Below are 13,560 nucleotides of genomic sequence, written 5' to 3'. Positions count from 1 at the left end.
CGCCTCACCGGCTCAGGGCGCTCTGGAGCGCGTCGAGGTGGGCGGTCATCCAGCCGATGTAGTCCTGGCCCGCGGGGAGCGTCTCGGTCACGGAGACGACGGGGACGCGGTGGTCCTCGGCGGCCTTCTTGACCTTCTCGGTCTGGGGGCCCTCGGTCTGCTCGTTGTAGACCAGCGCTTCGACCTTCCCGCCGGTGAACAGTCCGAGGGTGTCGCGCAGGGTCCGGGGTGAGACCTCTTCGCCTTCCTCGACGGCCTCGCTGAACGCGGCGGGAGTCCGGTTCACCAGGCCACAGGCCTCCGTCAGGTACAGCGGCACCGGCTCGGTGACCGCCACCGGCGTCCCCGCGTGGTCCGCCTCGATCCGGTCCGCCCGGGCCTGGAGGGATGCCAGCTCGTCCCTGAATTCCCGGGCGTTCTCCCGGAAGGTGCCCGTGCCGGCGGGTTCGATCCGGGACAGGGCGGCCGCGATCCGGTCCGCGAGCCGGCCCATGGTGGGGAGGTCGTACCAGACGTGCTCGTTCGGCTCTCCGCCGGTGGGAGCGGTCTTTCCGGAGACGTCCACGACGTTGATCACGTCAGCGGAGGAGTTGTCCGAGCTGCGCAGCATCCGGTCGATGAAAGCGTCGTAGCCGCCGCCGTTCCGGACGACGAGCGCCGCCTTGGACAGCTGCAGCCGGGTCCGCGTGCCGGCCTCGTACGAGTGGGGGTCCTGCGCCGGATCGCTGACGATCGAGACGACGTCCACCCGGTCGCCGCCGATCCGCTCGATGACGTCCCCGTACACGTTGAGGGAGGCGACTGCGGGGATTGCGGCCGCCGGGGCCGCTCGCTGCCCGTCGGCACGGGCCTCGGCCGGGGCGTTCCAGAAGGGGGTCAGCGCCATCATGGCCCCGAGGAGCGCGCCCGCGGCACGGGCTGAGGAGACGCGCATGGCGTCCTCCCTGCCGGAGGGAAACCGAAACGGTCATCACGTGCAGTATCTCCCCGCGCGGCCGCGCCCTCCACTTCATGCCGTCACGGCAGCGCCTGCGCCGAGGCGGACAGCAGTTCCTTGGTGAGGGGGTGCTGCGGCGTTTCCATCAGGTGGCGGGCCGGGCCGGCCTCGATGATGCGGCCGGAGTCGAGGACGGCGATCCGGTCCGCGAGGGTGCCGGCGGCGGCGAGGTCGTGGGTGATGAACACCAGGCTGAGGCCGGTGCGTTCGCCGAGCCCGGCGAGGGCGTCCAGGAGGGTGGCCCGGGTGTCCGCGTCGAGGCCCGAGGTGATCTCGTCGCAGATGAGGACGCGCGGCCCGGCCAGCAGGGCCCGTGCCAGCGCCGCGCGCTGGAGTTCTCCGCCGGAGAGCTCTCCGGGCCGGCGCCCGGCGAGGCTCTCGCCGAGGCCGAACTCACCGAGGGTGCTCAAGGCCGCGCGCCGCGCGTCCCCGGGGGTGGCGCCGCGCAGCCGTACGGCGCTGCGGGCGACCTGGTCGAGGACCGGCCGGTGCTCGTCGAAGGCGGCCTTCGCGTCCTGGAACACGTACTGCACGGCGGCCAGTTCTGCCCGGCCGCGGGAGCGCAGGCTCCGCGGCAGCGGCGTCCCCTCGAGCAGGACCGTGCCCTCGTACGCGCGGTGCAGCCCGGCGAGGCAGCGCCCGAGGGTGGTCTTGCCGCTGCCGGACCGGCCGACGACCGCCAGGCACTCCCCCGCCGCGAGCGACACGCCGATCTCGCTCAGCACCTTGGTGGTCCCCCGTGCGGTGCGGTGCCGTGCGGTCAGGTTCCGCGTCTGAAGACGTACGGGTCCGCGGGGGCGCGGCGTTCGCGCGGCGTACGACTGCTCCGGTGCGAGAGCCTCCAGGACCGACGAAGCGGGGCCGCGGTCCACGACGCGCCCCGCCCGCATCACCACGACCTCGTCGGCCAGCGCCCGTACGACGTCCAGGTCATGGCTGAGCAGGACGACGGCGATGCCCCGTGCGGCGACGGCCGCCAGCTGCGCCACGACGCCCTGTGTGGTGAGGGAGTCCTGCCCGGTGGTGGGTTCGTCGGCGACGATGACCCGGGCGCCCAGCAGCAAGGCCTGGGCCAGGACGATCCGTTGCTGCTGGCCGCCGGAGAGCTGGTGGGGAAAGCGGCGCAGCACGGCTGCCGGGTCCGGGAGTTGGGCGAGCCGCACGGCCTCCTCGACGCGGCGTCCGCGTGCGCGCCGGTCTCCGCCCTGGCGGGCGGCGATGTCGGCGAGGAGCGCGCCCACGCGACGGGCGGGGTTGAGTACCGAGGCCGGGTGCTGGGGGATGTATCCGACCGGGCCCGCGGGGGTGCCGACCTCGCCGTCGACGACGGCGCCGGCCGGGTACTCGCCCAGGAGGGCGAGCCCCGTGGTGGTCTTGCCGCTGCCGGAGGGGCCGATGAGCGCGGTGATCCTGCCGGCGTGGGCGGCGAGGCTGACGCCGTCCACGATCGCCCGTCCGCCGATGTGGACGCGCAGGTCCCGTACCTCTGCGACGCGGGTCATCGCCTCGCTCCCTTCCGGGGGGTGTGCCGTTGGAGGGCGGCGTCGAACAGGAGGTTGGTGCCCATCGACAGGGCCGCGATGAGCAGGGCGGGGACGACCACGGCCCAGGGCTGGAGGAAGAGGCCGGTGCGGTTGCGGTCGACCATCACCGCCCAGTCGGCGGCGTCCGGCTGGACGCCCACGCCGAGGAAGGCGGCGGTCGCGACAAGGTAGAGGGCTCCGGTGAGCCGGATCCCGGCGTCGGCGGCGAGGGTGCGGCGCATGGAGCGGGCCACGTACCCGATCGCGGTGCGCCACCAGGATTCCCCCTGCATGCGCAGCGCTTCCACGGCCGGCCGGGAGGAGATCTCGACGGCCGCCGCGTGCACGACGCGGGCGGCGTCGGGTACGGCGGCCAGTCCGACCAGGACGGTCAGTGCGGCGGGTCCCGGCGTGAGGGTGGCCGCGACGAGCAGCACCAGCAGGAGGGAGGGGACCGCGATGACCACGTCGAGGGGCCGCATCAGGGCCTCCTCCAGCCAGGTGCGGCGGGTGAGGGCCGCGGTCAGGCCCAGGGGGACGGCGACGAGGTAGGCGAGGACGGTGGCCGCGATCGCCACGAGCACCACGGAGCGGCCGCCGAGGAGCACCTGCTGCCAGACGTCCCGCCCGCTGAAGTCGGTGCCGAGCCAGTGCCCGTCGCCGGAGGCGAAGGACACCGACCGGGGGCCGGCGGGGCCCGCCGCGAAGGGTCCGGCCAGCGCGAGGAGGACGGGCAGGGCGATCAGTCCGAGTGCGAGGAGGTACCTCGTCGGCTTCTGTTTCACGCCGCCACCTCGGACCGGGGTGCGAAGCGGCGGGCGGCCAGGTCGGCGGCGAGGTTGACCGCGACGGTGACGACGCCGAAGACGACGGCCATGCCCTGGACGACGGGGAGGTCACGTGCGGCGACGGCCTCGATGAGTACCGTGCCGAGGCCCGGGATCACGAAGAGCGCCTCCACGACGATCACTCCGCTGAGGAGCCAGTCGCAGGTGCGGGCCAGTTGCTGGGTGGCGGGGGCGAGTGCGTTGGGCAGGGCGTGCGTCCAGGTGATCCGGGTGCCGGAGATCCCGTAGCGGCGGGCCTGGGCGACGTACGGGGAGGCCATCGCGTCGATCATCCCGGCCCGTACCAGGCGGCTGATGGTGCACACCGGCCGCGACAGCAGGACGACGACGGGCAGGATCAGTACGGCGGGCTCGGTGAACGGGTCGGCGCCGACGGCGGTGGGCGGCAGCCAGGCCAGCCACAGCCCGAAGAGCGTGGCGAGCAGGACACCGACGGCGAATTCCGGTACGGCGTGCACGGCGAGGGTCAGGGCGCTGACGGTCCGGTCGAGGGGGCCGCCCTCGCGGCGGGCGGCCAGTACGCCGAGCCCGACGGAGAGCGGAACGAGGAGGGCGAGGGTGGTCGCGGCGAGGAGGAGGGTGGGGCCGAGTCCGGCCGTCAGGTAGCCGGTGACGGGCCGTCCGCTGACCAGGGAGGTGCCGAGGTCGCCGTGGAGGAGGCCTGCGGTCCAGTCGGCGAGGCGTTCGGCGGCGGGCCGGTCCAGGCCCATCGTCTCGCGGATGCGGGCGATGCGGGCCGGGTCCGGCTGGTCGCCGGCGAGGGCTACCGCGGCGTCGCCGGGCAGTGCCTCCGTGAGCGCGAAGACGAACAGGACGACCGCCGCCGTCTGCCCCAGGCCGAGGAGCAGGCGGCGGCCGATCCATGGGAGGTGCGGCGTCACGCGAGCCAGATCTTGTCGAAACGGGCCCAGTCGAGGGTGTTGGCGGGGGCCTGCTTCGACACCCCGTGCACCTTGGGTGCGGTGGCGATGATCCAGTCGGCGAAACCCCAGATCAGGAAGCCGCCCTCGTCGTACAGCCGGCGCTGCATCCGTTCGTAGAGGGCGCCGCGCTGCGTGACGTCGCGGGTGGACTGGGCCTGCTGGTAGAGGTCGTCGAAGTCCTTCTGCTGCCACTTGGTGGCATTGGTGGTGGAGCCGGTCAGCAGCCGCTGTGAGATGTGGGACTCGATCGGCATGGCGCCCGAGCGGTAGGAGGCGAAGGTGCCGGCGTTCAGGATGTCCTTCCAGTAGGTGTCCTTGTTGCCGACCTTGATCTCGACGGTGACGCCGGCCTTGGCCGCCTGCTCCTTGAAGATGCCGGCGGCTTCGACGAAGCCGGTGGCGGCGGGGGCGGTGTCCAGGGTGACCTTGAGGCCTTCGGCGCCGGCCTCCTTGAGCAGGGCGCGGGCCCTGTCGAGGTCCTGGGTCCGCTGCGGGAGGCCGGCGGGGTAGTACTGGTAGCCCTTGCCGAAGAGGTCGTTGCCGATTTCGCCGGCTCCGGAGAGGGCGCCGTCGACGAGTTCCTTGCGGTCGGCGATGAGGAAGAAGGCCTGGCGGACCCGGGGGTCGTTGAAGGGCGGGCGGTCGGTCTTCATGACGAAGCCCTGCATCGCGCTGCCCGGGAGGCGGACGACGTCGATCTTGCCCTTGCCCTCGTGGGTGCGGGCGGTGGCCGGGTTCAGCTCGTGGGCGTAGTCGACCTGGCCCGCGAGCAGGGCGCTGACGCGCGCCGACTCCTCCGCGGCGATGACGAATTCGAGCTCGTCCAGGTGCGGGGCGCCTTCCCAGTAGGCCTCGTTGCGCTGGACGAGGAGGGAGCTGCCCGGTGTGAAGGAGACGAAGCGGAACGGTCCGGAGCCGATGGGCTTGTCGAAGGCGGTGGCGTCCTTGGGAACGATGTACGCGCCGAACGCGGCGAGGACGTTGGGGAATTCGGCGTACGGGCGCTTGAGCTTGAACTCGACGGTGGAGGGGTCCACCGCCCGGCTCGCGTCGAGGTCGACGGGCTCCAGGGAGGCCTTGGCGCGGAAGGTGCCCTTGGGATCGGCGATCCGGCGGTAGCTGTAGAGCACGTCCTCGGCGGTGACGGGCTTGCCGTCGTGGAAGGCGGCCTTGCGCAGGGTGACGCGCCAGGTGTCGAGGGTGTCGTTGGGCTCCCACGTGGCGGCGAGCCGGGGGACCGCGGCGAGGTCCGCGCCGAAGTCGGCGAGCTTGTCGAACAGGGCCTTGGCGCGGGCGGCGTCGACGAACAGGTTGGCGGCGTGCGGGTCCAGCGTCTCGCCGGCGCCTCCGCCCGCGAAGGCGGCGCGCAGCCGTCCGCCCCGCCGGGGGGCTCCCTGGGCGGCCTGCTTGGCGTCCGGGGTGGTGGTGCCGGCGCCGCACGCGGCGGTGAAGGCGAGGGCGGTGGCGCCCGTGGCGAGGAGGAAGCCTCTGCGGGCGAGGCGGGAGCGGGCGTCGTTCATGCGGGGGTCTCTCCGTTACGGGGGTGGGGCGTGAGCCGGGCGATGAGGTGGAGGCGGTCGGAACTCGTGGTCCCGTGCGGTGCCTCGCCTTCGCTCCATGGCGGTTCGGTGCGGGGTCCGGGTCCGTCGTACAGGGCGAGGACCTCGAACCCGGCGGTGGTGAGGAAGTACCGGAGTTCCTGCGGGAAGAGGAGCCTCCAGGCGGAGTGCTGCTCGTCCGGGGGTGAGCCGTCGTCGGCTGTCCAGGTCCTTCGGCGGCGCAGGAGTTGCGCGCCGTGATCGATCCACAGGGTGGTGTGGGAGGTGTACGTGGTGCCGCGCCAGGCGAAGGAGGCGGTGCGCGGGCCGTCGAGGAGTTCGGTGTTGCCGAGGAAGAAGGCCCCGTTGCGCATTTCGGCGACGAGCAGCCCGCCGGGGGTGAGGTGGGCGCGGCAGCGGGCGAGGAAGGCGGCCAGGTCCTCGTTGGTGTGGCAGTACAGCAGGGCGCTGTCGAGGCAGACGACCGCGTCGAAGGCCGCTCCGAGGTCGAAGTCGCGCATGTCGGCCTGCTGGTACCGGGGGCCGGGGTGGTGCGTGCCCGCGTGGGCCAGCATGGCCTGCGAGGTGTCTATGCCGGTGACCTGGCGGCCGCCGCGGTGGTGCAGCCAGGCGGCGTCCCGTCCGGTGCCGCAGCCGACGTCGAGCACGCGGGGGCCGGCACCGTGGCGGGCCAGTACGTCCTCGGCCCAGCGCGCGGCGAGCCGTTCGGGGTCGGGGAAGCGTTCCTCGTAGAGCTCGGGGTGGTCGGTGAGCAGGTTGCCGCTGGCGGTGGTTGTCATCGGGTCTCGCTCCGGGGCCGGTCGGGGAGGGCGGGGGCCGTGGGATCGGGTGCCTGGCCGTCGGGCAGGAGGCGTCGCCGCTGGAGGTGTGCGACGGCCGCGGCGGAGGCCAGGCCGAGGGTGAGGCAGCAGCCGTAGGGCAGCCAGGTCAGGCCGGTGTGGCCGGCCGTGTCCATGGACCAGCCGATGGCCGCGCTGCCGGCGGCGGCCGCGACCCCGGAGACCGCGTAGAACAGGCCGTAGAAGGTGCCGGTCAGGTTCGCGCGGCCGAAGGCCGGTATCAGCTCCATCACGAAGGGCTGGGCGACCATCACGCCGAGGTGCAGCAGCAGGGCGCCGGCGAGTACCGGAAGGAGGCGCAGGGGGTGGGCGGTGGCGGGGCCCGCCACGAGCATCGGGGGCAGGAATCCGAGGCCCATGACGCCCAGGCCGGTGGCGATCCAGCGCCCCCTGCTCCCCCGGGCCTTCAGGGCGCGGGTGACGCGCAGCTGGAACAGCAGGTTGGCGACGGTCCCGGCGAGGAACAGCAGGCCGACCGAGCCGCCCCAGCCGGAGGCCTCGGTGGCCGCACGGGGCAGCAGCAGGTACAGCTGGTTCTCCAGGCCGTACATGCCGACCATGGCGAGGGCGAACGCCAGGAACCTCCGGTTTCCGGCGACTTCCCGCCAATCGCCGAGCACCCCGGTGTCGGGTGCCGGGACCTTCCGGGCGGGCAGTACCAGCAGCTGGGCGAGGGTGAGGGCGGCGAACACCCCGGCCGCGGTGACGGCGGCGGCCCGGAAGTCCACGAGCAGCAGCAGGGTGCCGAGCAGCGGGCCGAGCAGCGCCCCGATGGTGGCGAAGACGTTGAACAGCGCGAACGCCTCCGCCTTGCGGTCACCCGCCTCCTGGGCGACGTACGTCCGCACGGCCGGGTTGAACAGGGCCCCCGCCAGCCCGCTGAGCACGGAGGCGGCGAGCAGCAGCGGCAGGCTGTCGCCGAGGGCGAACAGGCCGAACCCGACCGTGCGCAGGGCGCAGCCCGCGATGATCACACCGCGGGCGCCGAGCCGGTCGGCGGCCGAGCCGCCGACCAGGAAGAGGCCCTGCTGGCTGAGGTTGCGCAGGCCGAGGACGACGCCCACGACGGCGGCCGAAAGCCCCAGGTCGTCGGTGAGATGGGTGGCGAGGTACGGGATGAGCAGGTAGAAGCCGGTGTTGACGCCGAGCTGGTTGACCAGGAGGAGGCGTACGGCGAGCGGGAAGCCCCGCATCGAGCTGATGACCCTCACCGTACGACGGCCCTGTGGGTGCGCCGGACGCCGAGTCCGGCCCGGTCGGCGGCCCGTACGGTGCCGTCCGTGCCGCCGATTCCGTTCCACGGGTCGTCGGCGAGCAGCAGGTGTCCGTCGAGGTCGACCCAGCGGGCCCGGTCGGCGAGGTGCACGGCCGGGGCGATGCCGAGGGAGCTCGCGGTGAGGCAGCCGAGCATGAGGTCGGTGCCGCTGCCGCGCAGCGCGTCGTGGATGCGCAGGGCGGCCCGTACCCCGCCGCACTTGGCGAGTTTGACGTTGACGCCCTGGACCAGTCCGGCGAGCGCGACGGCGTCCTCGTAGGAGATGGCGTCCTCGTCGGCGATGACGGGGACCGGTGATTCCTTGGCGACGCGGGCGAGCGCGTCGGGGCTGCCCGGTGCGATGGGCTGCTCCACGGCGGTGACGCCGAGGTCGGCGAAGCGCGGGAGCAGCTCGAGGGCCTGGCGTTCGGTCCACGCTCCGTTGGGGTCGAGCAGCAGGCTCGCCTCGGGGGCGCCGGTCCGTACGGCCTCCACGCGCGCGAGGTCCTCGGCCGGGTCGGCGGATCCCGCCTTGACCTTGAGGGCGGTGAAGCCGCTCATGGCGAGCCGGGCGGCCTGCGCGGCGGCCGGTACGGGGGCGGTGATGCCGATCGTGCGGGTGGTCTGCGCGGCCGGTGCGGTGTGCGTACCCAGCAGGTGGTGGGCGGGCCGCCCGGCCCGCTTGCCCACCAGGTCGAGCAGGGCCGCTTCCAGTGCGGCGAGGACACCGGCCGGCAGCTTCGGCGAGGCGGGCAGCCCGTCGGCGAGGTGTTCGTCCCACGCCGTCTCGGGGTCGGGGAGGCCTTCGACCGAGGGGCGGGCGGTGGAGAGGTGCCGGAGGATGCGGGCGGTGGGCAGTCCGAGGTAGTCGCTGCTGACCACCTCGCCCCAGCCGGTGAGGCCGCCGTGCTCGATCGCGACCCAGACCGCGTCGCGGCGGGCCATCACCGAGCGGGAGATCCGCAGGGGTTCGGCCAGTTCCAGCTCGGTGGTGTGCCAGGTGAGTCTCATGCGGCGCCTCCCCGCGTCGGTGCGGGCAGGTACGGCAGGGGGGCCGCGAGCGGGTCGACGACGGTGCGGCAGCGGGTCCAGCCGACGGCCTCGGTCGCGTGCGGGTGTGCGATCTCCAGGGGGCGGCGGGCGAGTTCGGCCCGGTCAAGGCCGTGTGCGCGGCAGAAGTCGTCGTCGTACACCGTACCGAGGTAGCGGTGGGGCCCGTCGGGGAAGACCGTCGCGACGACAGCGCCCGCTTCCACACGGGCGGCCCATGCGGAGACGAGGGCCACGGCGCCGGTGCTCCAGCCGCCGCTGACGAAGCCGGCACGGGCCAGCCTGCGGCAGGCGTCGACCGCTTCGGCCGGGCCCACCCAGTGGACCTCGTCGAAGGCGTGGTGGACGACGTTGCGCGGGTGGATGCTGCTGCCGAGTCCGCGCATGAGGCGGGGGCGCGCCGGCTGGCCGAAGATGGCGGAGCCGGTGGAGTCGACTCCGATCACCTTCAGGCGGGGCCAGCGGCGGCGCAGCGGCCCGATGAGCCCGGCACTGTGCCCGCCGGTGCCGACGCTGCACACCAGGACGTCCAGGTGGTCCAGCTGCCCGCACAGTTCGGCGGCCATGGAGAGGTAGCCGGCCGCGTTGTCGGGGTTGTTGTACTGGTCGGGCCAGTAGGCGTCCGGGATCCGGGCGAGGACCTCGCGCAGACGGGCGATCCGGGCCGCCTGCCAGCCGCCCTCGGCGGCGGGCCGGTCCACCAGCTCCAGCCGGGCGCCGTACGCGTGCAGCAACTGCCGCATCGAGGACTCGAGTTCGCGGTCGCCGACGAGGACGACCGGGTGGCCGAGGGCCTGACCGGCGAAGGCGAGCCCCACGCCGAGGGTTCCGGAGGTGGACTCGACGACGGTGGCGCCCGGGCGGAGTTCACCGCGCTGCCGGGCACCGCGCAGCATGGACACGGCGGACCGGGCCTTCATCCCGCCGGCGCCGAGGCATTCGAGTTTGGCCCAGAAGCCCGGGTGGGCGCAGGGCAGTTCGGAGCGGATCCGGGCGAGCGGGGTCCGTCCGACCAGGGCCAGCAGCTCCGGGTTCGCGCTGTGGGCCGGCGGTCGGTGCAGGGGTGGCGCGACGGTCACCGGGGGCCTCCGTACTGGTGGATGGTTCCGGGGCCGCCGTCGAGCCAGAAGAAGGGGTAGGGCTCGGCGGACACGGCGCTGACTCCGGTGCCGAGGAAGCGCGGCAGGACGGCGCTGCCCGTCTGGGCGAACATGACCAGGGGTGTGCCGGTGGCCGCGGCATGATCGAGCAGCGGCTGGAAGCTGCCGTTTCCCAGGGTCATGCCGGAGGCGAGTACGGCGTCGCAGTGCTCCAGCTCCGCGAGGGCGGCGGTCCGTACGGGCTCGCCCCACTCGGTGGTGCCGCCCTTGAGGTCGCAGGGCACGTAGTCCAGGCCGCGCGCACGCAGCTGTTCCAGCAGGGAGTTGACCACGCCGACGACGAGGACCCTGCGGATCCCGGCCGGGGGCAGCAGGTCGGCCACGGCGCGGGCGCGGGCTCTGGACCGCTGCAGGGAGCTGCCGGCCGGCAGGGTGCAGGGGCGCGCCCCGTGTTCGGGCGTGTGGGGGCGTACGTGTCCCAGGTAGGCGTCGAGCGCGGCGATCCGTACGGGAAGCATCGGGTGGTCGAGGAGCTCGGACACCGCGGCGCCGACGCAGTCGTCGAGTGCCGTGGCGGGCAGGGCGCCCGGCTCCACGGCACAGGATCCGACGGCCGCGTCCAGGCGCAGGCTGAGCACCTCGTTGCGGTAGCCGCTGCTGCGGCCGGCGTGGCGGACCGCTTGGGCGGTGGTGAAGGCGAGCGCGATGCGTTCCCGGGCGGGGTCGGGCCCGTACCGCCCGGTGCGCACTGCTTCGACGAGCTGGTCGACGGTGTGCACGGCGGGCTCGTGGAGGGTGGGTGTGGTCATGCGGGCACCACCGGGGGCAGTGGGGCGCCCTGCTCTTCGACCACGGGGTGCAGGCGCGCGATGAGCCGCTCGGCGGCCTCCCGCGCCCCACTGCCCCGGGCGTCGGCGGTCATGACGTGGCCGAGGTATTCGTTGTTGCTGGTCGCGGCGCGTACGGCGCGGCCGGGCTCGGTGAGGGTGAGTTCCAGGACCCCTGGCTGCGCCCGGACCTCGTCCGCGCCCTCGATGCGGGTCAGGGTGCCGGGGGCATCGGGGAGCAGGAAGGCGATCGCGGCGCTGCGCACGCCGGTGTGGCGCGGGGTGAGATCGGGTGTGCGGCCGAGGGCGACGTCCACGCAGGCGGCGGCCAGGTCGATGCCCGTCACGTGCCGGACGAGTTCGGTGATCCGGTTGCCGGCGGGCCGGGGGTTGACCTCGACCACCTTGGGGCCCTCTGGCGTCAGTTTGATCTCGGTGTGGCACACGACGTGGTCCAGGCCGAGGGCCTTGATCGCCGCCAGGGCCGTGTCGACCGCTTGCGCCTGCGACTGCGGTGCGATGCCGGCCGGGAACATGTGACCGGTCTCGATGAAGGCGGGTGCCCCGCCGATGCTCTTGTCCGTGACACCGACCACGCCCGTGGCGCCGCCGGAGGAGACGGTCTCGACACTGACCTCGGGGCCGGTGAGGAGCTCCTCGAGGAGGACGACGGGCATGCGGTCCTGCCCGCGTGCGTTGACGGGGAACTCGGCCAGTGCCCGGCAGGCCGCGCCCAGTTCGTGTGCGTCACGGACCTCGCGGACCAGCATTCCGGCGCACAGGTCCACGGGTTTGACCACCAGCGGGTAGCCGATGTCGCGGGCGGCGGCAGCGGCCTGCGCCGTGTCCGTACAGAGCGCGAAACGGGGGCCGGGCACCCCGGCTTCGGCCAGCACCCGGCGGGTCAGGTCCTTGCGGCAGGCTCCTTCGACGGCTTCGGCGGACGGGCCGGGCAGGCCCAGCCGTTCGGCGATCCGGGCCACGGCCGGCAGGTAGTAGTCGCAGGAGGAGACGACCCCGTCGAAGTCCAGCACGGCGTGCAGGCGTTCCAGGCGGGGCAGCAGCTGCTCCATGTCGTTGGTGTCCGCGGTGATGATGTTGCGCGCCGCCAGCAGCGGGTGCGGGCCGTCGGAACCGGCGCCGCGCAGGTAGTGGTGGAGGTCCCGGGTGACGAAGGTGAACTCGTGCCCGCCTTCCCCGATGGCCCTGGGCAGCAGCCTGCTCATCGACCCCACCCAGCTCTCGACAACCAGCAGATGTGCCAAGGGAGTTCCTCTCGAAAGGCCGTCACGACCGCGGGGGCATACCGGCGGTGCGGACCGCCTGACGGGAGGCGTCCGCACCGAGCCGAGGAGGAAGCTACCTGAAATCGTTTTCATTTCCAATAGGTTGTTTTTCCGGTAGCCTGCCGCCCACGAGACCGGAGTGAGGGAAGGGAGCCACCGAGCCATGGGAGAACTGACGCAGGGGCGGGAGATCGGGCCGTACGCGGTACGGCACGCCCGGCCGCGGGACGTGCCCGGCGCGCGGAGCGTCATGCTCGACACCTTCTACCGGGAATTCGCCTACGGGTACGTACCCCAGTGGCACGAAGACGTCGTCGACATCGACAGCACCTACCTCGCGCACCCGCGGCACACCCTCGTCGTGGCCGTCCTGGGAGACGAGGTGGTCGGCACCACCGCGCTGACCTCCCGGGGACCCGCGCACCCCCCGCACCCGCGCTGGCTCACCGAGCGCTACCCTTCGGGCCGCACGGCGCAGCTGCTGCGGGTGTACGTGCGCCCGGACCACCGCAGGCACGGACTGGCCCGTGCCATGGTCGCGACGGCCTGCGCATTCGCCGCGGGCGTGCCCGGCTACGACGCCGTCTACCTGCACACGAACGTGGACATCCCCGGCGCGGAAGCCTTCTGGCGCAGCATGGCCGACGAGGTGTGCGACGCCCGCACGACGGGCGAACACGGCGGCTACGGGACGGTCCACTTCGAAATCCCGCTCCCCGTCCCGGCCGCGGCCGGCGGGTTCGGCAGCAGGCGTGCATTGACACACGACGGCCCCTGACTCCGGCCGGAGTCAGGGGCCTCGGTTCGGTCACCGCACTAGGTGAGCGGGTTGTCCTGCCAGGGGCTGGAATAGCACCTGGGAGTCGACGTGTCGACGCAGGCCACCACCTGAACGCTGGCGATGTAGTAGCCGGCGTCAAAGCCGAGACCGGTCCAGTAGCCGTCGTCCCCGCGGCAGCCGTTGTAGTTGAACCGCTTCACCGTGGAATAGACATGGGTCGAGCCGGACTTCTTGGCCCGGAAGTGGATGGAGACCGGCTCCCCGTCGCAGCCGGTGTCCCGCACCGCGGCGTTGCCGTTCTTCCATCCGCTCCTCGTCCACTCCCAGTTCGCGGATCCGTAGACTCCGGTGCCGGAGGCGGTGGCCGAGCCGGTGGCCGCCGAGGCGACTCCGGCGGAGGCCAGCAGCGCCGTCGCGACGGCCGCGGCGACGACCCCCGTGCGCCGCAGAGTGCCGGTCAAACGTCGTTTCATGGTTCCCCCTTGTTCAGTGAAGACGGCTGCGGAGAGCCGCCTCTGCCTGACTGGGTACGACGCTAGAGGGCCCCCTGTCCGTACGGGATCCCCGGTCCT

General features: G+C 73.2%; 13 protein-coding genes. 1 reads left to right on the top strand and 12 read right to left on the bottom strand.

Annotation, left to right across the window (positions count from 1 at the left end; genetic code table 11):
* Positions 1–4: 4 nt before the first annotated feature.
* The 11 genes from ACZ6I1_RS26955 to ACZ6I1_RS26905 all read right to left on the bottom strand — a co-directional run bounded on the left by ACZ6I1_RS26955 (position 5) and on the right by ACZ6I1_RS26905 (position 12,186).
* Positions 5–934: a metal ABC transporter solute-binding protein, Zn/Mn family gene (locus tag ACZ6I1_RS26955; RefSeq protein WP_469291360.1), complete on the bottom strand. Its 930-nt coding sequence runs from the start codon at positions 932–934 to the stop codon at positions 5–7.
* Positions 935–1,017: 83 nt separating this feature from the next.
* Positions 1,018–2,499 carry an ABC transporter ATP-binding protein gene (locus ACZ6I1_RS26950; protein WP_469291358.1) on the bottom strand — a complete coding sequence of 494 codons (1,482 nt, stop codon included), beginning with the start codon at positions 2,497–2,499 and terminating at the stop codon, positions 1,018–1,020.
* Positions 2,496–3,305 carry an ABC transporter permease gene (locus tag ACZ6I1_RS26945; protein ID WP_469291356.1) on the bottom strand — a complete coding sequence of 270 codons (810 nt, stop codon included), beginning with the start codon at positions 3,303–3,305 and terminating at the stop codon, positions 2,496–2,498. Before ACZ6I1_RS26945 ends, ACZ6I1_RS26950 begins: the two co-directional genes overlap by 4 nt.
* Complete coding sequence (locus ACZ6I1_RS26940) at positions 3,302–4,258, bottom strand: ABC transporter permease (RefSeq protein WP_469291400.1); 957 nt, start codon at positions 4,256–4,258, stop codon at positions 3,302–3,304. Before ACZ6I1_RS26940 ends, ACZ6I1_RS26945 begins: the two co-directional genes overlap by 4 nt.
* Positions 4,246–5,811 carry an ABC transporter substrate-binding protein gene (locus ACZ6I1_RS26935; protein WP_469291354.1) on the bottom strand — a complete coding sequence of 522 codons (1,566 nt, stop codon included), beginning with the start codon at positions 5,809–5,811 and terminating at the stop codon, positions 4,246–4,248. The genes ACZ6I1_RS26940 and ACZ6I1_RS26935 overlap by 13 nt, the downstream gene beginning before the upstream one ends.
* A complete protein-coding gene (locus tag ACZ6I1_RS26930; protein ID WP_469291352.1) occupies positions 5,808–6,629 on the bottom strand; it encodes a class I SAM-dependent methyltransferase in 822 nt (273 codons plus the stop codon). The genes ACZ6I1_RS26935 and ACZ6I1_RS26930 overlap by 4 nt, the downstream gene beginning before the upstream one ends.
* Complete coding sequence (locus ACZ6I1_RS26925; protein ID WP_469291351.1) at positions 6,626–7,900, bottom strand: MFS transporter; 1,275 nt, start codon at positions 7,898–7,900, stop codon at positions 6,626–6,628. Before ACZ6I1_RS26925 ends, ACZ6I1_RS26930 begins: the two co-directional genes overlap by 4 nt.
* Positions 7,897–8,955 (bottom strand): enolase C-terminal domain-like protein, encoded by a 1,059-nt coding sequence (locus ACZ6I1_RS26920; RefSeq protein ID WP_469291349.1) that lies wholly within the window; start codon positions 8,953–8,955, stop codon positions 7,897–7,899. Before ACZ6I1_RS26920 ends, ACZ6I1_RS26925 begins: the two co-directional genes overlap by 4 nt.
* Positions 8,952–10,073, bottom strand: a complete 1,122-nt coding sequence (locus ACZ6I1_RS26915) for a PLP-dependent cysteine synthase family protein (protein ID WP_469291347.1) — start codon at positions 10,071–10,073, stop codon at positions 8,952–8,954. The genes ACZ6I1_RS26920 and ACZ6I1_RS26915 overlap by 4 nt, the downstream gene beginning before the upstream one ends.
* The gene (locus tag ACZ6I1_RS26910) at positions 10,070–10,903 is read right to left on the bottom strand and encodes a Rossmann-like domain-containing protein (RefSeq protein WP_469291345.1); all 834 of its coding nucleotides are present in this window, start codon (positions 10,901–10,903) and stop codon (positions 10,070–10,072) included. The genes ACZ6I1_RS26915 and ACZ6I1_RS26910 overlap by 4 nt, the downstream gene beginning before the upstream one ends.
* Positions 10,900–12,186 (bottom strand): ATP-grasp domain-containing protein, encoded by a 1,287-nt coding sequence (locus tag ACZ6I1_RS26905; RefSeq protein ID WP_469291343.1) that lies wholly within the window; start codon positions 12,184–12,186, stop codon positions 10,900–10,902. The genes ACZ6I1_RS26910 and ACZ6I1_RS26905 overlap by 4 nt, the downstream gene beginning before the upstream one ends.
* A gap of 184 nt (positions 12,187–12,370) precedes the next feature.
* Between ACZ6I1_RS26905 and ACZ6I1_RS26900 the strand changes: the two genes are divergently transcribed.
* Positions 12,371–12,985: a GNAT family N-acetyltransferase gene (locus ACZ6I1_RS26900; protein ID WP_469291341.1), complete on the top strand. Its 615-nt coding sequence runs from the start codon at positions 12,371–12,373 to the stop codon at positions 12,983–12,985.
* A 38-nt stretch (positions 12,986–13,023) separates the two neighbouring features.
* Here ACZ6I1_RS26900 and ACZ6I1_RS26895 read toward each other — a convergent pair whose 3' ends face one another.
* Positions 13,024–13,461, bottom strand: a complete 438-nt coding sequence (locus ACZ6I1_RS26895; RefSeq protein ID WP_469291339.1) for a hypothetical protein — start codon at positions 13,459–13,461, stop codon at positions 13,024–13,026.
* Between the last annotated feature and the right edge of the window lie 99 nt (positions 13,462–13,560).

It is taken from the genome of Streptomyces sp. NPDC046303 (assembly GCF_055588085.1).
The sequence above is the reverse complement of the archived record's forward strand: the minus strand, read 5'-3'. Positions and strand labels throughout refer to the sequence as shown.

Coding starts and splice junctions, on each gene's coding strand:
- ACZ6I1_RS26955 (WP_469291360.1), bottom strand. CDS start 934: ATGCGCGTCTCCTCAGCCCGTGCCGCGGGCGCGCTCCTCGGGGCCATG.
- ACZ6I1_RS26950 (WP_469291358.1), bottom strand. CDS start 2,499: ATGACCCGCGTCGCAGAGGTACGGGACCTGCGCGTCCACATCGGCGGA.
- ACZ6I1_RS26935 (WP_469291354.1), bottom strand. CDS start 5,811: ATGAACGACGCCCGCTCCCGCCTCGCCCGCAGAGGCTTCCTCCTCGCC.
- ACZ6I1_RS26930 (WP_469291352.1), bottom strand. CDS start 6,629: ATGACAACCACCGCCAGCGGCAACCTGCTCACCGACCACCCCGAGCTC.
- ACZ6I1_RS26920 (WP_469291349.1), bottom strand. CDS start 8,955: ATGAGACTCACCTGGCACACCACCGAGCTGGAACTGGCCGAACCCCTG.
- ACZ6I1_RS26910 (WP_469291345.1), bottom strand. CDS start 10,903: ATGACCACACCCACCCTCCACGAGCCCGCCGTGCACACCGTCGACCAG.
- ACZ6I1_RS26900 (WP_469291341.1), top strand. CDS start 12,371: ATGGGAGAACTGACGCAGGGGCGGGAGATCGGGCCGTACGCGGTACGG.
- ACZ6I1_RS26895 (WP_469291339.1), bottom strand. CDS start 13,461: ATGAAACGACGTTTGACCGGCACTCTGCGGCGCACGGGGGTCGTCGCC.